Below are 18,594 nucleotides of genomic sequence, written 5' to 3'. Positions count from 1 at the left end.
CCTAGCGCCTCACGAAAGCACCGGGTCCCCGCGTTCGCGGGGATGCACGGGTGTTCAGATCAAAGCTGAGCCAGCAGGTGCTCGGCCGAGGACACCTTGAACTCGCCGCCCTGTTCGATGTTCAGCTGGGTCACGACGCCGTCCTTGACCAGCATCGAATAGCGCTGCGAACGCTCTCCGAGGCCGAAGCCCTTTCCATCCAGCACCAGTCCGATCGTGCGGGTGAAGTCGCCGTTGCCGTCGGCCAGCATGACGACGTCGTCACCGGTCAGGCCCTGGCTCTCGGCCCAGGCGTTCATCACGAAGGCGTCGTTGACCGAGATGCAGGCGATCACGTCCACGCCCTTGGCCTTCAGCTCAGCCTTGTTGTCGACATAGCCCGGCAGGTGACGGGCCGAGCAGGTCGGGGTGAAGGCGCCGGGGACGGCGAACAGGGCGACGGTCTTTCCGGCGAAGAACTCATCGGTGTTGACGGGCCTGGGGCCCTCCGGCGTGCCCTGCGACAGGGTGGCCGAGGGGATACGGTCGCCGATCTGGATCGTCATGGAAGGCTCCAAAGAGGTCTGGAATGGGGCGCCGTGCGCCGACCTGCGTCAGATAGGCTCGACAAGAGCCACCGCCAAGCGCGATCGTGATCGGCGCCGCCTTGCGAAAGCCCCGGCGCGCACCGATCATCTGCGTATGGACGACTTCCAATCCCTGACGGGCCGGCTTCTGGTGGCCATGCCCGGCATCGACGACCCGCGCTTCGAGCACGCCGTCATTCTGGTCTGCGCCCATGAGCCGGACCACGCCATGGGCGTCCGCATCGACCGCCCCGCGCCCGGCGTCGACCTGCAGGCCGTCCTGTCCAAGCTCGCGCTGAACGCGCCCGAACAGGCGCGCGGCCGCCCCGTCATGGTCGGCGGCCCGGTGGAGATGGAGCGCGGCTTCGTCCTGCACACCGACGACTGGATGATCGACGACACGTCCACCCCGTTCGGCGCCGGCCTTGCCCTGACCGGCACGCGCGAGGCCCTGACGGCCATGACAGATCCGGCGACCGGTCCGCGTCGTTCGACGTTGCTTCTCGGCTACGCCGGCTGGGGCGACGGCCAGTTGGAAGAGGAGCTGGGCGACAATGTCTGGCTCACCGCCGACGCCGATCTGGAACTGCTGTTCGACACCGATTTCGCCACCAAATGGAGCCGCGCCCTGGCCGGCCTCGGCGTCGACGCCGCCATGCTGTCGGGCCAGTCGGGAAGAGCTTAAGCTGACCGCGCCTTCAGCGGGGCGACCCCGTCCGACAGGCTTTCGTTGAGATAGACCTCGGCCTCCTGCGCCGGCAGGGCGGGCGCATAGCCGAAGCCCTGGCCGTAGTGGCAGCTGGCGTCCAGCAGCAGCGCCGCCAGCCCGGCGTTCTCCACACCCTCGGCGACGACCTCCAGGTTCAGGTCGCGACCCAGGTTGACGACCGACTTGACGATCTTCGCCGAGCCTTCGTCCTTGTCCATCGTCAGAACGAAATAGCGGTCGATCTTCAGCGTATCGAACGGTAGGCGCGCTAGGTAACTCAGCGACGAGAAGCCCGTGCCGAAGTCGTCCAGCGCCAGCGACGCCCCGACATCCTTCAGCCTCTGCAGGATCACGGCGGCCGACGCCGTATCCCGCATGATGTCGCCCTCGGTGACCTCCAGCTTCAGCGCGCCGCGCGGCAGGCCCGTCTCCTGAATGACCCGCGCCACGTCCTCGATCAGGTTCGGCCGCTCGATCTCGCCGACCGACAGGTTGACGCTGCAGAACAGCTTGCCGGCGGAGGGATGGCGCTGCAGCCACTCCGCCAGCTGACGCGCCGACTGGGTCATCATCATCAGGCCCAGATCGTTCATCAGGCCCATCTCGTCGGTCAGGCCCAGGAACTCGTCCGGCGGCACCAGACCGCGCTTGGGGTGACGCCAGCGGGCCAGGGCCTCGAACCCGGCCACCGCCCCGGTGTTCAGGTTCACGATCGGCTGGAAGAAGGGTTCGATCTCGCCGCGCACGAAGGCGTTCCGAAGATCCGCCTCCAGCGCCAGTCGCGACAGACTGTCCGATTCCATCGCCCGGCCATAGGCGGCGGCCCCGCCGCGCCCGGCCTTCTTGGCGGCGGCCACGGCCAGTTCGACCCGGCGCAGCAGTTCGGCCGCGTCCGGCGCGTCCGGCCCGCCCTCGAAGGTCACCGAGCCGATCGAGACGGTCGGGTAGATGTCGAAGCCCGCAACCCGCAACGGCTGTTCCAGCGCGTCCCTCAGGCGGTCGGCGGCGTTGCCGACCCCCCGCGGCAGAACGACCGCGAACTCATCCTCGCCGATCCGGGCCGGATTGGCGTCGAACGAGAAGGCGGCCGCCATGCGCGAGCCCAGCGCCGAGATCACCATGTCCGTGCGCTCGTGACCGAGGGCCTCGTTCAGGCGACGCAGGCGGTCCACGTCGGCGACGACCATGTCGTACTCGCCGGGCGCGGTCAGGGTCTCGGCGGCGCGGCCGAGGAAGCTCTTGCGGTCCAGCAGACCGGTCAGGACGTCCTTGTCGGAGCCGGCGACCTTGGCCTCCAGCGCCACCATCCCGGCGGCGCGCAGCCCGTCTTCCAGCCACACCCCGCGCCACAAGCAAGTCTCTGACCCGCGCATGCGCAGCCGCACGGCGACCTCAGTCCCCTCGGCGGCGGGTTTGAGGATGCGCTCGGCCAGCGACCGATCCTGCGGCAGAGCCAGGGCGATGAAGGCGGCGCCCGAACACTCCGGCGCCAGCGGGCCCAGGCCCAGCGACCGGGTCGCCCCGGTGAAGCGGATGGAATCCTCGCCCGGCGTCCAGATCCACAGGGCGGAATCGGCGGCGGCCAGCGCCTCGATGGCCGTGGTCGCGTCCCAGGTCATGGTGCGGGGTCGCGGGGTCACGGGCTCAGGCGTTCCTTCAGGACACGGCGACATCGTCCGACACAAGGCCGAACAGGATATGATCTGCCCATGCGCCGTTAATTTTGAGATAAGCCCGCGCCTCTCCCTCCTTCACGAAGCCCGATTTCTCGAGCACCCGCCGCGAGGGGATGTTCGTCGGCAGGCAGGAGGCCTCCAGCCGGTGCAGCCGCGCCGAGCGGAAGGCGAACCCGGTCATGGCCCTGACGGCGGCCGTGGCCACGCCCCGCCCCGCGAACGGCTGGCCGACCCAGTATCCGAGGGTCCCGGTCTCGGCCACGCCGCGCCGAACGTTGGACAGCGTGATGGCGCCCATAAGGGTCCGACCTTGCGCATCGAAGACGAAGAAGGGCCAGGCGTGGCCCAGCTCCATCTCACGCGCATAGACCCCCAGCCGCCGGCGATAGGCCGCCTTGGTCAGATCGTCGTCGGGCCAGGACGGCTCCCACGGCTGCAAATACTCGCGGGACCGTTCTCGCAGATCGGCCCAGGCGGAATAGTCGCCCGTGCGCGGCGGCCGCAACAAGACGCCCTGCCCCTCGACCACGGGCCCGGTCGCATCCGTCATCCAGTCGAGGAGGGCCATGGACGCAGCCTAGCCTCTCGATCCCTAGGAGGCCACCCGCTCCACGAACGCACGCCCCGCTGGCGCCGCAGCCTTGGGCCCCAGCACCGCCGTCGAGGCCTTGCCTGACGCCAGCACCCGCTCGCCGACCGCCTTCAGGTCCGCCGCCGTCGCCGCCTCCATCCGCGCCGCCGTGTCGTCAGACGGCACGGGCGCGCCGAACATCAGGGTCTGGGCGGCGATCCGGCCCGCGCGACTGGCCGGGCTCTCGTCCGACATCCACAGCGATCCCTTCAACACCGCCTTGGCCCGCGACAGCTCGGCGTCCGTAGGCCCCTTCAGCGTCAGGTCGCGGACCTCGTCGGCGCAGACCTGGGCCAGTTCCACCGATCGGTCGGCCGCCGCGCCCGCATAGATTCCCAGAACCCCGCCATCGTCATAAGGCTCCTGATAGGCGTCGATGGCATAGGCCAGACCCCGCTCCTCGCGCGCGCTCTGGAACAGGCGCGACGCCATGCCCCCGCCGAGGATCTCGGTGAACAGACGCAGGGCCGGAATGGCCGGATCGCTGGCCGCCAACGACGGCAGTTGGAACACCAGATTGGCCTGCTCGATCTTCCGCGTCAGGGCCGCCGACCCGCCGACGAACGACGCCTTCTCCGGCGCATCGGCCGGGGCCGCCACGGCCGATCCGAAACAGCGCTCGGCCAAGGCCAGAAGCTCGGTCTCGTCCACCGCGCCCGACACCGCCACCACCATCCGGTCCGGCGAATAGAGCCGCGCGCGCCAGTCGCCCATGGTCGCCCGGTCGGCGGGCTTCAGGCTGGCGATGGAGCCCAGGATCGGCCGCCCCAGTGGCTGGCCCGCGAACGCCTGGGTCTGGGCCATTTCGAAGACGTGGTCGTCCGGCGTGTCGAAGGCCTCGGCGATCTCCTGCGCCACCACGTCCTTCTCGCGCTCGATCTCGGCGGCGTCCAGCGTGGGGCGGAAGACGAGGTCGGACACGATCTGCATAGCCAGTGGCAGAGACCCGTCCAGAGCCCGGATCTCGAAACTGGTGCGCTCGTATCCGGTGGCGGCGTTGATCGACCCGCCCTCGGCCTCGATCCGCTCGACAATGTCGCGCGCCCCCATCTCGCCCGCGCCCTTGAAGACGAGATGTTCGAGAAGATGCGACCACCCCGAGCGCGCTTCGGTTTCCCATCTCGCCCCGCCCTTGACCGCCACGGTCAGGGCGAGGGTCTTCAACCCGGGCATGGGATCGCAGACGACGCGGACGCCATTGGACAGGGTGTGCAGGGAAGCGGTCAGGGTTTGGTCTTTCTGTACCTGCGAAGCAGGACGGCCACATCGAAACCGACCAGCGCCAGCGCCAGTCCGTACCAGGTCAGTGCATAGCCCAGATGGTTGTTCGAAAACGCCGCCGGCGGCGCGCCCGCGATCAGGGCGCCCAGTTCCGGATTGGGCGAGGTCAGGGCGAAAAGCGTGAACTCGGCCGGCGCCATCGTGCCCAGGGCCGCAGCCATGGCGGCATTGTCCCGGCCGTAGAAATGCGTCCCCTCGGGCGGCGGCGTCATCCCGCCCGGGGGCGGCGACCGACGCAGCTCCACCACCAGCGACAGCGGCAGGGTCGTCTCCAGCACGCGCGGCCGCGACGATATGCTGTCGGCCAGGAAGCCGCGATCGACCAGGAAGGTCTCGCCCATCCCTTCGGGCCTACAGGCCGAGATCAGCCGCACGCCGGGCTGGCCGTCATGGATGGATTGCAGCTCGACGAAGGGCGCGGTCGGCAGACCGCGACAGACCACCAAAGCCTTCCGGAACTCCGGATCGGCGGCGTTCAGCACCTCGATCAGGGGCGCGGGCGGCAGTTGCGCAGCCGCCTCGGCCTGGGCGATCAGCCCCTCCTTCCACGACAGCCGCTGCATCTGCCAGGTCCCCAGCCCGCACAAGACCACGAGACAGGCCGCGATGAAGACGGTCAGCAGGATCGGAAAACGGGTCTTCGGCTCACTCATCGCGGGCGGTCCCGTTGCGCATCTGCAGGGCGATCATCACCCCCTTGCCCGGCCGCATCAGCCCCAGCGACAGCGCGCCCGCCAGAGGAATGGCGACGGCCAGCATCGCCGAGATCGGAGGGTTGTAGGCGACCTGGACGAACAAGGCGGTGAACACGACCAGCCCGCCGGCGATCTGCATGATGAAGATCGCGGCCCCGTCGCCGGTGTTCAGCCGGGTGAAGTCGAAGCCGCAGACGGCGCAGCGGTCGACCACCCTCAGGAAGCCTTCGAACAATCGCCCCTTGCCGCAGTTCGGACATCGGCAAACGAAACCGGCGCGGACCTGATCGATCCGCGCCGGCGTACTGTTTTCAGTCTGGGATGGACGAGGGTCCAACGCCGTCCTTAGCCGAACGTCACATAGACGAAGGCGAACAGGAACAGCCAGACCACGTCCACGAAATGCCAGTACCAGGCGGCGGCTTCAAAGCCGAAATGCTTCTCCGGCGTGAACTGGCCTGCCAGCAGGCGCATCAGGCAGACGGCCAGGAAGATGGTGCCCAGGAGGACGTGGAAACCGTGGAAGCCCGTGGCCATGAAGAAGATCGAACCGTACAGGCCCGAGTTGGCGGCTTCCTCGTTGAAGAACAGGTTCTCGTGGATGATGTGGTGGTATTCGTAGGCCTGCACCGAGGTGAACAGGATGCCCAGGGCCACGGTGATGATCAGGCCCAGCTTGGCGCCGTTGCGATCGCCCACCTGGAGGGCGTGGTGAGCCCAGGTCACGGTCGTGCCCGAGAGCAGCAGGATGACGGTGTTCAGCAGCGGCAGTTGCCACGGGTCCAGAACCTCGACCCCCTTCGGCGGCCAGGTCGACCAGGCGGCGGCCGTGTCGGCCCAGTTGGAGATTTCCGGGATGTGGGCGCGGGCCTCGTTGAAGACCGCCATCTCGAAGAACATCCAGAAGAAGGCGGCGAAGAACATCACTTCAGAGGCGATGAACAGCACCATGCCGTAGCGAAGGCCGATCGACACGACCGGGGTGTGGTCGCCGGCGCGGCTTTCCTTGATCACGTCCGACCACCAGCCGAAGGCCGAGTACAGCACGCCCGCGAGACCGGCGAAGAACAGCCACGACGTGCCTTCCGGCAGGCCGAACAGGCCCTTCATCCAGGTCACGGCGCCGACCATCATGACGGTCGTCGCAATGGACGCCACCAGCGGGTAGGGGCTGGGATCGACCAGGTGGTAGTCGTGATGCGGAGCGGCGTGGGCCATGCGTCTGTGTCTCTGAATCGGCGAGAGAAGAGAAGTTTGAACGGGCTATAGCGTCGGTGTTCAGCCCGCGCCAGTGCTGGAAGCGTTGTCTTCCGACACGGGATAGAATGTGTAGCTCAGCGTGATCTCGGTCACGCCGTCGACCTCGGGGTCGTCGACCATCTCGGGCGCGACGAAATACTGCATCGGGAACTGCTTGGTCTCGCCCGCGCCGATCGTCTGATCGTCGAAGCAGAAGCACTGCAGCTTCTGGAAATAGGCCCCCGTCTGCTCGGGCACGACGTTGTAGCTGGCGCGCGCCAGGATGGGCTTGTCAGAGGTGTTGGTGACGTCGAAATAGGCGATGCCCGTCTCGCCGATGCGGACGCGCTGGGTCGTCTGTTCCGCCTTGAACACCATGGGCAGACCCCGGACATTGGTGTCGAAACGGATATTGACGGTTCGATCCAGCACGACGTCCGAGGCCTTGTCGGCCTTCATCGTCGTGCCGTTGAAGCCGGTGACCTGGCAGAACATTCGATACAGCGGCACCGCCGCGAAGGCCGCGCCGGTCATGGTCACCACGACGCCGGCGCAGATCATGGCGACGAGTTTGGCGGACCGGGGCGCGGCCATCAGTTGGAGGCCTCGGCCATTTGCGGCGTCTGTGTCGGCATCTGGGGCGCGGAGGCGGCCATCGAGCGATCCATCTCCTTTCGCGCCGCCAGATTGGCCTGCATCCGCATGAAGGTGGTGGTGAAGATCAGCACGATGAAGGCGACCAGACCGAGGGCGATCCACAGGCTGCGCTTGTTACGGGCGGCCAGCTGTTCGGGCGTTAGGTATTGGGGGGCGGGCATGAACTCAGGCTCCGGAAACGACGAAGCTCTCGACCAGAAGGGCCGCGAACAGGGCCATCAGATACAGGATCGAGAAGGCGAAAAGATTGCGGGCCGGTTTGGCCTCGGCGCGCACGTCGTACAATGCGGCTTCGCGTCCCACGGCCTCGGCCTTGTCCGGCGCATCCCCGGCGCGTGAGCGCCACAGGCGTGCGGCCAGGCCCAGGAAGCCCAGGCCGCCGACGACTGACACCACCTGATAGATGGTCCCGCCAAGCCCCACGAAGCCCGGCGCGATCGCAACCGGCACGAAGATCAGGCTGTAGATCAGGATCTGAAGACGGGTCGATTTGGCGCCCCGCGCCACCGGCATCATCGGAATGCCCGCCTTGGCGTAGTCGCCGGCCGAATAGAGGGCCAGCGCCCAGGAGTGCGGCGGGGTCCACAGGAAGATGATGGCGAACAGCAGCCAAGCCTGCCACGGGGCCGATCCGGTCGCGGCGGCCCAGCCGATCACGGGCGGAAACGCCCCGGCCGCGCCGCCGATGACGATGTTCTGGGGCGTCCGGCGCTTCAGCATCATCGTGTAGAAGACGGCGTAGTAGACGATGGTCATGGCCAGCAGCCCGGCCGCGAACCAGTTGGTGTTCATGCCGAGAAGCATGACCGAGAAGACCGACAGCACGATGCCGAAGGCGATGGCGTCGTTGCGCTTCAGCCGACCGGCGGCGACGGGACGACCCCGCGTGCGCCGCATCAAGGCGTCGGTCTCGCCCTCGATGGCCATGTTGAGCGCGCCCGCTGCGCCCGCGCCGATGGCGATGCACAGGATGGCGATGGCGGCCACGATCGGGTTGATCGCGCCCGGCGCGACGACGAGGCCCGTCGCGGCCGTGAACACCACCAGCGACATGACGCGCGGCTTCAGAAGCTGGAAGAAGTCTTCCGGCTGGGTGGTGGACGGGGTCTGAGCTTCAGCTTGGGTCATCAAATGAGAGGGGCCGCCTCCCGGGGTCGGGAGGCGGCCCTGATCCTTGTGCAAGGACGTTGGCGGCTTAGTGATCGTCGCCCTTCACCACCGGCAGTTCGTTGAACTGGTGGTGCGGCGGCGGCGAGGACAGGGTCCACTCCAGCGTCGTGGCGCCTTCACCCCAGGGGTTGGCGACGCCCGGGCGGCGACGGATGGCGGCTTCCAGAAGCATGATCAGGAAGACGCCGACGCCAACGACGGTGATCGCATAGCCGACCGAGGAAACGTGGTTCCACAGCGAATAGGCTTCCGGATAGTCGATGTAGCGGCGCGGCATGCCCTGCAGGCCCAGGAAGTGCTGGGGGAAGAAGACGATGTTGACGCCGACGAACATGATCCAGAAGTGCGTGGCGCCCAGGAACTCGTTGTACTTCACGCCGAACATCTTCTCGAACCAGTAGTAGAAGCCGGCGAAGATCGCGAACACGGCGCCCAGCGACAGCACGTAGTGGAAGTGGGCGACCACGTAATAGGTGTCGTGCAGGCTGTAATCGATGCCGGCGTTCGACAGGACCACGCCGGTCACGCCGCCGACGGTGAACAGGAAGATGAAGCCGATGGCCCACAGCATGGGCGTCTTGAAGCTGATCGAGCCGCCCCACATCGTCGCGATCCAGCTGAAGATCTTCACGCCCGTGGGCACGGCGATGATCATGGTGGCGGCGATGAAGTAGGCGCGCAGGTTCACGCTCATGCCGACCGTATACATGTGGTGCGCCCACACGATGAAGCCGACGAAGCCGATGGCGACCATGGCGTAGGCCATGGCGAGGTAGCCGAAGACGGGCTTCTTCGAGAAGGTCGAGACGATGTGCGAGATGATGCCGAAGCCGGGCAAGATCAGGATGTACACCTCGGGGTGACCGAAGAACCAGAACAGGTGCTGGAACATCACGGGGTCGCCGCCGCCGGCCGGGTCAAAGAAGTGGGTGCCGAAGTTGCGGTCCGTCAGCAGCATGGTGATGGCGCCGGCCAGAACGGGCAGCGACAGCAAGAGCAGGAAGGCGGTGATCAGCACCGACCAGGCGAACAGCGGCATGCGGTGAAGCGTCATGCCCGGCGCACGCATGTTGAAGATGGTCGTGATGAAGTTGATCGCGCCCAGGATCGACGAGGCGCCCGCGACGTGCAGCGAAAAGATCGCCAGGTCCATGGCCGGACCGGTGTGGCCGACGGTGGAGAGCGGCGGATAGATGGTCCAGCCGCCGCCGAAGCCCTTGCCCGGACCGCCGTCGACGAACATCGATAGGCACAGCAGCACCCAGGCCGCGACCAGCAGCCAGAAGGAGATGTTGTTCATGCGCGGGAAGGCCATGTCCGGCGCGCCGATCATGATCGGCACGAACCAGTTGCCGAAGCCGCCGATCATGGCGGGCATGACCATGAAGAAGATCATGATCAGGGCGTGGGCCGTGACGGTGACGTTGTAGCCGTGCTTGGACGCCTCGACGATGCCCAGTTGCTGGATCAGGCCGCCTTCGACGAAATACTGGATGCCCGGCTCGGCCAGTTCCAGACGGATCAGGCCCGACAGGAAGCCGCCCACGATGCCCGCCATGATGGCGAACAGCAGATAGAGCGTGCCGATGTCCTTGTGGTTGGTGGACAGGAACCAGCGGGTGAAGAAGCCCGGCTTGTGGTCGTGCTCGGCGTGGGCGTCGTGGCCCGGCGTTGCGTGGGTGTCTGCGGTGATGTCGGTGGCCATGTCGGTCTCTGGCTCGCGGTTACTGGGCGGCCGGAGCGGCGGCCGGAGCCGTCGCAGCAGGAGCGGTGGGGGTCGTGGCGGTCTGGGCCGTCGGGATTTCGCCCGCGCCCGTCGCGGCAGCGGCGGCGTCGGTCGCCGTGGCCGCACCGGTCGTGCCGGCGGCGACCTGGGCGGTCGTGCCGCCCGGAGCGGCCTCGGCCGTCTTCGGCGTCATGGAGCCGCCCTTGGAGGCGACCCAGGCGGCGAACTCGGCCTCGGTCACGACATTGATCTGGATCGGCATGAAGGCGTGGTCGACGCCGCAGAGTTCCGAGCACTGGCCGTAGAAGACGCCGGTGCGTTCGGCGCGGAACCAGGTTTCGTTGACGCGGCCCGGGACGGCGTCGGTCTTCAGACCGAAGGCCGGCAGGGCGAAGGCGTGGATCACGTCGGCGGCCGTCACCAGCACGCGGACGGTCTTGCCGACCGGCACCACGATCGGCTCGTCGGCGGCCAGGCGGTACGGAACGTTTTGAGCGCGGGCCTCGTCTTCCGGCAGCATGGCCGAGATGTATTCGGCGATGCCCTGGTCCGGGTACTCATAGGCCCAGTTCCACTGGTTGCCCGTGGCCTTCACCGTCAGGTCCGGCGTCGGCATGTCGTGATAGGCGAACAGCAGGCGGAACGAGAACAGCGAGATGCCCACCAGGATCATCACCGGGACGACCGTCCAGATGATCTCGATCAGGGTGTTGTGGCTCCACTTGGCCGGGACTGGATTGGCCTTGGCGTTGTAGCGGATCACGATCCAGACCAGCAGGCCCAGCACCAGCACGCAGATGGCGGTGATGATCGGCAGCAGGATGGCATCGTGGAACATGTGCGCCTCGTGCTTCAGCGGCGAGGCGGCCGGCTGCAGCGCGATGCCGCCCGGCGTCGGCTGACCCATCAGGTCCTGCGCCCACGTCGGCGTGGCGAAGAAGACGGCGAGCGACGCGGTGGCGAAAGCGCCGCCCATCTTGCTCAGGGCTCGGGTGCCCAGTCCCATGCGAGAAATCCTCATCAAAGTCATCTGCATCAAGTCGTTGCGATCCACTCGCAAAGTCTTGGCCGGACTCTCTGGAGACACGGCGTTTCAGCGCCGGTCCATATCTCCCCCTCTCGCGGTTGCCAAGCGATCAGGCGCCGCATGTGCGATTTCGTGGCGAAGCTGCGGCGAACCCCGTTCCTTAAATCGCTGTCATGTTTGACCAGCTACCTTGCGCCGCAAGATACCTTGCCATAGCCTCCGATTATCAAAGGAGGTGTTCGGAATGCCGGAAACCATAGAGATTCAGTTGAAGAAGGGGGTGCTGGGGCTTTGCGTCCTGGCTCTGTTGGCCCGCGCCGACAGCTATGCCTACGAGATCGCCAGCCGGCTGTCGGACGCGATCGACATGGGCGAGGGCACCATCTACCCGCTCATGCGCCGGATGCAGACCGACGGCCTGGTCGAGACCTATCTGGTCGAATCATCGTCGGGCCCGTCGCGCAAATACTACCGGCTCAGCCCGGCCGGTCGCGACGCCCTGGCCGCCCAGTCGGCGGAGTGGACCCATTTCACCCGGGCCGTGGACGCCATCGTCTCCGATGCGCCCCCCCTGCCTGCCGTTTCCGCCGTCGCCGAGCCTGGAGAGCCCGCATGACCCGCACAGAATTCCTCAGTCGCCTGAGACAGGGCCTCGTCGGCCTGCCGATGTCGGTCGCCGCCGAGATCGTCTCCGACTACGAGACCCATTTCGAAGACGGCGCCGCCGCCGGTCGTTCGGAGGCCGAAGTGGCCGCCGCTCTCGGCGATCCGACCCGTCTGGCCCGTGAACTCCGCGCCGAAACAAGTGCGCAGCGTTGGCGCCAGGAGAAGAACCCGTCCGCCGCCGCCGCCGCCGTCTTCGCGGTCCTGGGTCTGGGCGCGATCGACATCCTGATCCTCCTGCCCATCCTGATGGGGGTGATCGGGGCCATGTTCGGCATCGGCATCGCCGTCATCGCCGTCTTCATCACTGGCGGCGGCATCATGGTCGGCGGCCCCTTCCTGGACGTCCCGGGCGGCGCCGGCGCCGCGATCCTGACCGGTCTCGGCCTGATGGCCGGCGCCGCCTCGGCCGGTGCGGTCCTGGCCATCGCCACCATCGGCCTGGTCAACGCCATCGTCTGGTTCGCCCGCCTTCACTATCGCCTGCTCAAGCCCGCGCTCGAGCCTGAACACAACGCCGTCGCCCTGGGAGATCGCGCATGATCCGGACCCTGCTCATCATCACCGTCGCCGGGCTTGTCCTGGCCACGGCCTCCCTCGCCGGCGCCTTCGCCCTCGGAGGCCGCGACATGGCCCGCCACGGCTGGGAGTGGACCTTCCACGACCGTGACGGCGACACCGTCCGCTTCGAACGCGACGACGGCACGCGCGGCCCCGACACCACCCGCACGATCGAATGGAGCGGGGGCCAGACCCTGACCGTCGATCTCTCGGCCGACGTCGACTACGTCCAGGGCGACACCGCGAGCGTCACCGTCACCGGCCCGGCCAACTTGGTCGAGCGCGTCCGCCTCGTGGACGGCCGCCTGACCTGGGAGGACCGCGACGGCCCGAACCACGAGACCGTCGTCTTCGGACGGCGCAACGGCGGCCGCGGCATCTGGGTCCATTCGGAAGAGGTGAAGATCGTCGTCACCGCCCCGAACGTGAACAGCTTCAACGTCGAGGGTTCGGCCAACGTCCACCTGCGGAACTACGACCAGGACACCCTGTCGATCGACATCTCGGGTTCGGGCGAGGTCTCGGCCACCGGCCGCACCCGCGCCCTGGAAGTCGACATCTCGGGATCAGGCGACGCCGATCTCGGTTCGCTCGTCACCACCGACGCCAATGTCGCCATCGCAGGGTCGGGAGACGCCACCGTCGCCCCGACCGGCAAGGCCGATATCTCGATCTCGGGCTCCGGCGACGTGGATCTGACCACCCGCCCCGCGACGGTGAACTCCGACATCTCGGGCTCGGGCGACGTGGACTACCCCGCTGCGGAACGTCCTTCGAGCGAGTAATGCCGCTATCAACAGATCCTCGCCCACCGGGGGAGGTGGCGCGAAGCGAAGCGTAGCGACGGAGGGGGCTCGCCTCAGACACGGTGTCTGCGGCCGGCCCCCTCCACCACTTCGTGGTCCCCCTCCCCCTCGGGGGAGGATTGGCGCGCGAGGCCCAAGCGCCTACCTGTGTCCCATGACCCTGCACACGCCCCCGCCGCCGCTCCTCGAAACGTCCGGCGTCGATCCCGACGAAGCCCTCTCCATCCTCCAGAGAGCCCTGCGCGGGGCGGACGACGGCGAGCTCTTCCTCGAACGCTCCGAATCCGAATCGCTCGTCTTCGACGACGGCCGCCTGAAATCCGCCGCCTATGACGCCACCGAGGGCTTCGGCCTGCGCGTCGTCGCCGGAGAGACCGCCGGCTACGCCCACGCCAACGAGATTTCGGCCGCCGCCCTCCGCCGCGCCGCCGACTCGGCCGCCCTCGCCAAGTCCGGCCATGCGGGCGTCACCGCCGAAGGCCCCCGCGCCACCAACCAGAAGCTCTACGACGCGGTCGATCCCCTCGCCTCGCCCGCCTTCTCCGACAAGATCGCGCTGCTGCAGGAGATCGACGCCTGGGCCCGCGCCCGCGATCCCCGCGTGGTCCAGGTCTCGGCCTCCATCGTCGGCGAGCGCCGCGCCATCGAAATCCTGCGCGCCGACGCGCTCAAGGTTCAGGACGTCCGCCCACTCGTCCGCTTCAATGTCTCCATCACGGTGGAGAAGGACGGCCGTCGCGAGACCATGTCCTCGGGCGCCGGCGGCCGGGCCGGGTTCGAGACCTGGATCCAGCCCGAACGCTGGCAGGCCCAGGTGGACGAGGCCCTGCGCGGCGCCCTGGTCAACCTCGAAGCCGTCGACTGCCCCGCCGGAGAGATGGACGTGGTCCTCGCCGCCGGCTGGCCCGGCGTCCTGCTGCACGAAGCCATCGGCCACGGCTTCGAAGGCGACTTCCACCGTAAGGGCTCATCCGTCTTCACCGGGATGATGGGCCAGCGCGTCGCCGCCCCCGGTGTCACCATCGTCGACGACGGCTCCATCGCCGGCCGCAGAGGCTCGCTCAGCGTGGATGACGAGGGCACACCGACCTCCCGCACCGTCCTGATCGAGGACGGCATCATGGTGGGCCTGATGAACGACCGTCTCTCGGCGCGTCAGCTGGGCCAGCGCGCCACCGGCAACGGCCGTCGCCAGTCCTTCGCCCACCAGCCCATGCCCCGCATGACCAACACCTTCATGGAGGGCGGCAAGGATTCGAAGGCCGACATGATCGCCTCGACGAAGCGCGGCCTCTATGCGGCGAATTTCGGCGGCGGACAGGTGGACATCACCAACGGCAAATTCGTCTTCCAGTGCACCGAGGCCTATCTGATCGAGGACGGCAAGATCACCGCCCCGGTGCGTGGCGCGACCCTGATCGGCGACGGCGCCACGGCCCTGACCAATGTCTCCATGATCGGCGACGACTTCGCCTTCGACCCCGGCGTGGGCGTCTGCGGCAAGGCGGGGCAAGGCGTCCCGGTCGGCATCGGCCAGCCCTCGCTCAAGATCGGCGGCCTGACGGTCGGCGGCACGGCGGTCTGAAACGACCCCCTGCCCATTCTCGACAGCAGATTCTTCGCGGGTCTGAGATGGGTGGAAGGCAGACATAAAAACGGCCCCGCCGTCACGAGCAGGGCCGCTCAGGTCAGGTTTAGATTGTTAGGCGATGAGGCGTCGACGCTGGATAAGAAGCGCTGCCCCGCCCGCCAGGATCAAACCGAACAGGAACATCGCCCACTCCGTCATGGTCGGGACGGGGGCAGGGACGGTCGGCGCCGCGCAGCCTGCGCCATCGCAGAACTCGAAAATCCCACCGCCAGCAGGGAAACCTTCAGCGACGACTGCGAAACGAGATGCACCAGACTGTTGAACTCCGAGGAGGAAGCGGACGTCAATGGAAGCCCCGGGGGCGAGCGGAGTCCCCACAGTCACCGAGGGCACTGACAAGGTAGTGTTGAAACCGCCGCCATTGGGCTGGGATGGTGGCTGGTCGAGTGTGGTTCCGAACACCGTAATGTTGGTAGTGCCGGCACCGCATGGGGCACGATCGACGGTAACCACCAGATCGCTGGATGTTCTTGGTCGGAGATCAGCGATCCCGGCTGGCGCGGGGAACGTGGTCAAATCAATCACCCGAAACCGGAGCCGCGTGATGGGTTGGCCCGACGTGTTCGTGAATGTGCGACGAATGTCCAGCGTGCCAAAGGTCGAGTTTTGGGCAGGCGTCGACGTTGGATCAGTGACAAGATTGGGAGACGCATTCAGAGCGCTGCAGCTGTCGATCAGCGCATTGGAAAACGGTGCCCCGGCGGCGACAGGGGCAGCCAGGTTCGACGGACCAGGAGCACCCAAGCGTTGCCCTGCACCGGCTGAGGTGCCGTTGGTGTCGACAAAGATAAAATCGGTGCTGTTGTTGCCGGTGTCCATGGCTCTACCGGGAGACGTACACGCAGCGAAGCTAGTGATCGAACCCTGCTTACCGCAGCGGTCGCGTGTAAGGGCATAGTCTATCGAGAACGGCGTGAGGGCTGAGTAGCCGGCGCCTTCCCGATACAGTGTGTTCGCTTCTGACGTGGATCCGACCGCGTCCATGCGGTTGGCTAACGTAAAGCTTCCACCGCCAGTGTCGTTGTTGAAAAGAGCGATCCCGGCGTTGTCCACGATGTCCGTGGTGAAGGTCGCATCTGGCGATCCCGAAGGATTTGCGGCGAGAGAGAACGCACCCGAATTAGCGCACAAGAATGAACCACCCGCCGGGAGAACAGTACCGTTTGGTATGGTGCAGCGGACCACGCCATCAGACGCAGCAATCGCCCAGCCGGTACCAGATGAAGCCACTACCGTAATGGGCGTAGTTGTTTCATTCGAAACCCGAACGTACTCGTCGTTGGCGCCGCCAGGTCCGCGGAGGCGGAACTCACTGATGGTCTGTGCCTCCACTCCACCGGCACCAAACACGGCCATCGCCGCGAGACCGAAAGCGATGAAAGCACGGCTTTTCCTCGCCAGATGCACCCCCTTCAAGAATCTTCCGTTTCCCATCTCACTCCCCCTAGTAAAACGCCGTTACTAGGCGGGATTAGCAGCAGTTGAAAGAGTTCTGCGCCTCGAAACTTTGGTGCACGAGCCTGTCAGCCAAAGGTCTCTAGTCTGGGCGAGCGAAGGCTGGTCCGAGGGGGGCGACGGCTTTCACGTCGGCCCCTTGCACTGCATGGGTCGCCCACTCTGTGCGGCTCTCCGCGAGGTGCGATCAGTCGAGGCTGCCTGCAAGCAGACCTGCCCAATGTCTACCATGGGTCGAGAGCGGACGTGAGGGTTCAGCCCGAAACCGGACACCGCTCCGCATCATTCGGCAAGCGCCGACCGACCTGTGACCGACGCTGACGCCACGTGCGTCCAGGCTCCGGGGTTGCAGTCTTCGACATCCGATGAGGTTCACCGGGTAGGACGGAGTTTTCGGTCCGCTCAGTTTTCCGCCTTCCAGTCCGGCCCGCGCACGTCCAGCCCATCCGCCTCCAACTGGTCCAGCACCCCGCCCGGCTCGGCCAGAAGGCCCAAGGGCGCGACCGCCATGGCCACCCCGGGCTCGCTGAGCGCCGTGTCGATGGCCCCGACCCAGGCCGCTCTCATTGGCGGGCCGAGGGCCGGGTCGCCCCAAGGCCAGCACTGTTCCAGCGCCTGCTGGATCGGAGACGCCATCACCTCGGCGACCTGGAGCCGGGTCCAGGCTCGCCCTCGCGCCAACACCGCCTCCGGCCCGGCCTCCGCCGCCTGGATCGCAGCGTGCATGCAGACGAGCCGCGTTGCGGGCGGGGCGTTCAGAAGGTCTTCGATCAGCTGGTTCCCACGCGTCTCGGGCTCCACTGGGCGCACGGGCGTCCGAGCCGACCGCGCCGCCCGGCGCACGACCGCCGTCGGATCGTCCGTCGTGTCCTCTCCGAACCCGGCGGCGTCGCGAAGCAGATCACCGGGCGCCAGAAGGAAGCTTCGGCGGCTGTAGTCCTTGCCCGTGCGCGCTTCGATGGCGTCCAGCCGCGCCTGCCACTCCGGCTCGAGATAGTCCGCCGAGGTGGTCCCGTTCGGCAGGCTCGTGAGGCTCCGCATCCGCCAGATGACGCGGAACAGATCGCTCACGGACCCGCGAACGCCGGTGCCGGCCATCACGTGCTGGGACCGCGCGGTGGCGGCCTCCAGCGCGGCCGGATCCCAGGGCGTCCCCTCGGGCACGCCACGGATCGCCCCCACGAGGATGACGGTCGAAGAGCCCCGCTCCACCGTCCACATCGGCGCACCGGCGCGACGGGCGGTGACGACGATATCCTCGACCCGATCTTCCTGCGTCTCCTGGGCCCAGACCGGGGTCGTCCCCGCCAGCGCCGTGATCAGCGCCAGTCCCGTCAGCCATGTCCGCATGTTCGATTCCCTCTCCACTCACTCCACCATCAGAAGGCGATGTGGCTCAACCGTGGCGGCAGGGCGGAACCGGCGCGCATGCCCCTGTGTTTCCGTCACGTCCTCCGTCACAAGGTCTCCGACATGGCCCACCCGTTCAACCGCACCGACGTCCGTTTCGGCCTCGCCGTCGTCGCCGCGGTCGGCGTTCTGGGCGCCGGGGCCTTCGCATTCGGGGGGTCCAGGACCAGTCACGCCTTGGGTGACACCCTCTCCATCGCCCTCGTGCCCCCGGTGGAGCCGACCGTCGATCCCGGCTCGACCATGGAGGTCGGGATGCTCAACGACGGCTTCGATCGGGCTGTGCTGGAGCGGGTTCCCGAGACGCGCATGGACGACACCCTCCCGCCCCCGGCCTGGATCGGCGACGAATCCCTGGGCGACCCGACCCCGCGCATGCCTATGCCCACCCCGGTCAGCGATACGCGCGTCGTCGAGGTCACCAGGTCGACGCCGCCTCGCGATCCGCTCGGCGACGGCTCTCGCTCCTTCGGCTTCGACGGCCCCCGCCGCGATTACGCCGCCGAGCGCGCCGAACGCTGGAAGCAACTGCAGGCCGAAGAGGCCCGAAGTGCAGCCGTCGCGCCCGTGAATGACGTCAGTTCGACTGTTCAGTATTCGTCGGAATAAGCCACGAAGATTGCGCCGCTGTAATGCTGTCGAAGATGTAATCCACCTGTCCAGCTTGTAAC

General features: G+C 67.2%; 20 protein-coding genes. 6 read left to right on the top strand and 14 right to left on the bottom strand.

Annotated elements, in window-relative coordinates:
• Positions 1 to 59 precede the first annotated feature (59 nt).
• Entirely contained in the window at positions 60 to 545 is a 486-nt protein-coding gene (locus O5O43_RS00800; RefSeq protein ID WP_271085026.1) for a peroxiredoxin, read from the bottom strand.
• A gap of 136 nt (positions 546 to 681) precedes the next feature.
• On the opposite strand from O5O43_RS00800, the gene O5O43_RS00795 reads away from it, so the two are divergent.
• Positions 682 to 1,251, top strand: a complete 570-nt coding sequence (locus O5O43_RS00795; protein ID WP_271085025.1) for a YqgE/AlgH family protein — start codon at positions 682 to 684, stop codon at positions 1,249 to 1,251.
• On the opposite strand, the gene O5O43_RS00790 is transcribed toward O5O43_RS00795, so the two are convergent.
• The 11 genes from O5O43_RS00790 to coxB all read right to left on the bottom strand — a co-directional run bounded on the left by O5O43_RS00790 (position 1,248) and on the right by coxB (position 11,356).
• Positions 1,248 to 2,894, bottom strand: coding sequence for a bifunctional diguanylate cyclase/phosphodiesterase (locus O5O43_RS00790; protein WP_271086358.1), 1,647 nt, complete (start codon positions 2,892 to 2,894; stop codon positions 1,248 to 1,250). The genes O5O43_RS00795 and O5O43_RS00790 overlap by 4 nt on opposite strands.
• Before the next feature lie 37 nt (positions 2,895 to 2,931).
• Complete coding sequence (locus O5O43_RS00785; protein ID WP_271085024.1) at positions 2,932 to 3,519, bottom strand: GNAT family protein; 588 nt, start codon at positions 3,517 to 3,519, stop codon at positions 2,932 to 2,934.
• 24 nt (positions 3,520 to 3,543) lie between these two features.
• Positions 3,544 to 4,755 carry a pitrilysin family protein gene (locus O5O43_RS00780; RefSeq protein WP_271085023.1) on the bottom strand — a complete coding sequence of 404 codons (1,212 nt, stop codon included), beginning with the start codon at positions 4,753 to 4,755 and terminating at the stop codon, positions 3,544 to 3,546.
• A 50-nt stretch (positions 4,756 to 4,805) separates the two neighbouring features.
• Positions 4,806 to 5,516 carry an SURF1 family protein gene (locus O5O43_RS00775; RefSeq protein WP_271085022.1) on the bottom strand — a complete coding sequence of 237 codons (711 nt, stop codon included), beginning with the start codon at positions 5,514 to 5,516 and terminating at the stop codon, positions 4,806 to 4,808.
• The gene (locus O5O43_RS00770; protein ID WP_348637147.1) at positions 5,509 to 5,793 is read right to left on the bottom strand and encodes a DUF983 domain-containing protein; all 285 of its coding nucleotides are present in this window, start codon (positions 5,791 to 5,793) and stop codon (positions 5,509 to 5,511) included. Before O5O43_RS00770 ends, O5O43_RS00775 begins: the two co-directional genes overlap by 8 nt.
• 110 nt (positions 5,794 to 5,903) lie before the next feature.
• Positions 5,904 to 6,776, bottom strand: a complete 873-nt coding sequence (locus tag O5O43_RS00765; RefSeq protein ID WP_271085021.1) for a cytochrome c oxidase subunit 3 — start codon at positions 6,774 to 6,776, stop codon at positions 5,904 to 5,906.
• Between the two features lie 60 nt (positions 6,777 to 6,836).
• Positions 6,837 to 7,391, bottom strand: a complete 555-nt coding sequence (locus O5O43_RS00760; RefSeq protein WP_271085020.1) for a cytochrome c oxidase assembly protein — start codon at positions 7,389 to 7,391, stop codon at positions 6,837 to 6,839.
• On the bottom strand, positions 7,391 to 7,615 hold the full coding sequence (locus O5O43_RS00755) for a hypothetical protein (protein WP_271085019.1): 225 nt from the start codon (positions 7,613 to 7,615) through the stop codon (positions 7,391 to 7,393). Before O5O43_RS00755 ends, O5O43_RS00760 begins: the two co-directional genes overlap by 1 nt.
• A 4-nt stretch (positions 7,616 to 7,619) precedes the next feature.
• Positions 7,620 to 8,582, bottom strand: coding sequence for a heme o synthase (cyoE, locus tag O5O43_RS00750; RefSeq protein ID WP_271085018.1), 963 nt, complete (start codon positions 8,580 to 8,582; stop codon positions 7,620 to 7,622).
• A gap of 67 nt (positions 8,583 to 8,649) precedes the next feature.
• Complete coding sequence (ctaD, locus tag O5O43_RS00745; RefSeq protein ID WP_271085017.1) at positions 8,650 to 10,329, bottom strand: cytochrome c oxidase subunit I; 1,680 nt, start codon at positions 10,327 to 10,329, stop codon at positions 8,650 to 8,652.
• Between the two features lie 19 nt (positions 10,330 to 10,348).
• The gene (gene coxB / locus O5O43_RS00740; protein ID WP_271085016.1) at positions 10,349 to 11,356 is read right to left on the bottom strand and encodes a cytochrome c oxidase subunit II; all 1,008 of its coding nucleotides are present in this window, start codon (positions 11,354 to 11,356) and stop codon (positions 10,349 to 10,351) included.
• 265 nt (positions 11,357 to 11,621) lie between these two features.
• Between coxB and O5O43_RS00735 the strand changes: the two genes are divergently transcribed.
• The 4 genes from O5O43_RS00735 (at position 11,622) to tldD (ending at position 14,992) form a co-directional block, all read left to right on the top strand.
• Positions 11,622 to 11,993: a PadR family transcriptional regulator gene (locus O5O43_RS00735; protein ID WP_271085015.1), complete on the top strand. Its 372-nt coding sequence runs from the start codon at positions 11,622 to 11,624 to the stop codon at positions 11,991 to 11,993.
• A complete protein-coding gene (locus tag O5O43_RS00730; protein ID WP_271085014.1) occupies positions 11,990 to 12,583 on the top strand; it encodes a DUF1700 domain-containing protein in 594 nt (197 codons plus the stop codon). Before O5O43_RS00735 ends, O5O43_RS00730 begins: the two co-directional genes overlap by 4 nt.
• Positions 12,580 to 13,386 carry a DUF2807 domain-containing protein gene (locus tag O5O43_RS00725; RefSeq protein WP_271085013.1) on the top strand — a complete coding sequence of 269 codons (807 nt, stop codon included), beginning with the start codon at positions 12,580 to 12,582 and terminating at the stop codon, positions 13,384 to 13,386. Before O5O43_RS00730 ends, O5O43_RS00725 begins: the two co-directional genes overlap by 4 nt.
• 175 nt (positions 13,387 to 13,561) lie before the next feature.
• On the top strand, positions 13,562 to 14,992 hold the full coding sequence (gene tldD / locus O5O43_RS00720; protein ID WP_271085012.1) for a metalloprotease TldD: 1,431 nt from the start codon (positions 13,562 to 13,564) through the stop codon (positions 14,990 to 14,992).
• Between the two features lie 117 nt (positions 14,993 to 15,109).
• Here tldD and O5O43_RS00715 read toward each other — a convergent pair whose 3' ends face one another.
• The gene (locus O5O43_RS00715) at positions 15,110 to 16,474 is read right to left on the bottom strand and encodes a hypothetical protein (RefSeq protein WP_271085011.1); all 1,365 of its coding nucleotides are present in this window, start codon (positions 16,472 to 16,474) and stop codon (positions 15,110 to 15,112) included.
• A gap of 441 nt (positions 16,475 to 16,915) precedes the next feature.
• Complete coding sequence (locus O5O43_RS00710; protein ID WP_271085010.1) at positions 16,916 to 17,863, bottom strand: TraB/GumN family protein; 948 nt, start codon at positions 17,861 to 17,863, stop codon at positions 16,916 to 16,918.
• 78 nt (positions 17,864 to 17,941) lie between these two features.
• Here O5O43_RS00710 and O5O43_RS00705 point away from each other — a divergent pair, with 78 nt between their 5' ends.
• On the top strand, positions 17,942 to 18,532 hold the full coding sequence (locus O5O43_RS00705; protein WP_271085009.1) for a hypothetical protein: 591 nt from the start codon (positions 17,942 to 17,944) through the stop codon (positions 18,530 to 18,532).
• Positions 18,533 to 18,594 lie beyond the last annotated feature (62 nt).

Origin of the sequence: Brevundimonas sp. NIBR11 (assembly GCF_027912535.1) — a bacterium.
Lineage (GTDB): Bacteria > Pseudomonadota > Alphaproteobacteria > Caulobacterales > Caulobacteraceae > Brevundimonas.
Note: the sequence above shows the minus strand (reverse complement) of the source record. Positions and strands in the feature narration are given on the sequence as shown.

Bases quoted from the DNA above. Each gene is read 5' to 3' on its own strand.
- cyoE (WP_271085018.1), bottom strand. From the start codon at position 8,582: ATGACCCAAGCTGAAGCTCAGACCCCGTCCACCACCCAGCCGGAAGAC.
- O5O43_RS00775 (WP_271085022.1), bottom strand. From the start codon at position 5,516: ATGAGTGAGCCGAAGACCCGTTTTCCGATCCTGCTGACCGTCTTCATC.
- O5O43_RS00705 (WP_271085009.1), top strand. From the start codon at position 17,942: ATGCCCCTGTGTTTCCGTCACGTCCTCCGTCACAAGGTCTCCGACATG.
- O5O43_RS00800 (WP_271085026.1), bottom strand. From the start codon at position 545: ATGACGATCCAGATCGGCGACCGTATCCCCTCGGCCACCCTGTCGCAG.
- O5O43_RS00730 (WP_271085014.1), top strand. From the start codon at position 11,990: ATGACCCGCACAGAATTCCTCAGTCGCCTGAGACAGGGCCTCGTCGGC.
- O5O43_RS00735 (WP_271085015.1), top strand. From the start codon at position 11,622: ATGCCGGAAACCATAGAGATTCAGTTGAAGAAGGGGGTGCTGGGGCTT.
- tldD (WP_271085012.1), top strand. From the start codon at position 13,562: ATGACCCTGCACACGCCCCCGCCGCCGCTCCTCGAAACGTCCGGCGTC.
- coxB (WP_271085016.1), bottom strand. From the start codon at position 11,356: ATGGGACTGGGCACCCGAGCCCTGAGCAAGATGGGCGGCGCTTTCGCC.
- O5O43_RS00725 (WP_271085013.1), top strand. From the start codon at position 12,580: ATGATCCGGACCCTGCTCATCATCACCGTCGCCGGGCTTGTCCTGGCC.
- O5O43_RS00760 (WP_271085020.1), bottom strand. From the start codon at position 7,391: ATGGCCGCGCCCCGGTCCGCCAAACTCGTCGCCATGATCTGCGCCGGC.
- O5O43_RS00755 (WP_271085019.1), bottom strand. From the start codon at position 7,615: ATGCCCGCCCCCCAATACCTAACGCCCGAACAGCTGGCCGCCCGTAAC.
- O5O43_RS00765 (WP_271085021.1), bottom strand. From the start codon at position 6,776: ATGGCCCACGCCGCTCCGCATCACGACTACCACCTGGTCGATCCCAGC.
- ctaD (WP_271085017.1), bottom strand. From the start codon at position 10,329: ATGGCCACCGACATCACCGCAGACACCCACGCAACGCCGGGCCACGAC.
- O5O43_RS00785 (WP_271085024.1), bottom strand. From the start codon at position 3,519: ATGGCCCTCCTCGACTGGATGACGGATGCGACCGGGCCCGTGGTCGAG.
- O5O43_RS00790 (WP_271086358.1), bottom strand. From the start codon at position 2,894: ATGACCTGGGACGCGACCACGGCCATCGAGGCGCTGGCCGCCGCCGAT.
- O5O43_RS00795 (WP_271085025.1), top strand. From the start codon at position 682: ATGGACGACTTCCAATCCCTGACGGGCCGGCTTCTGGTGGCCATGCCC.
- O5O43_RS00710 (WP_271085010.1), bottom strand. From the start codon at position 17,863: ATGCGGACATGGCTGACGGGACTGGCGCTGATCACGGCGCTGGCGGGG.
- O5O43_RS00780 (WP_271085023.1), bottom strand. From the start codon at position 4,755: ATGCCCGGGTTGAAGACCCTCGCCCTGACCGTGGCGGTCAAGGGCGGG.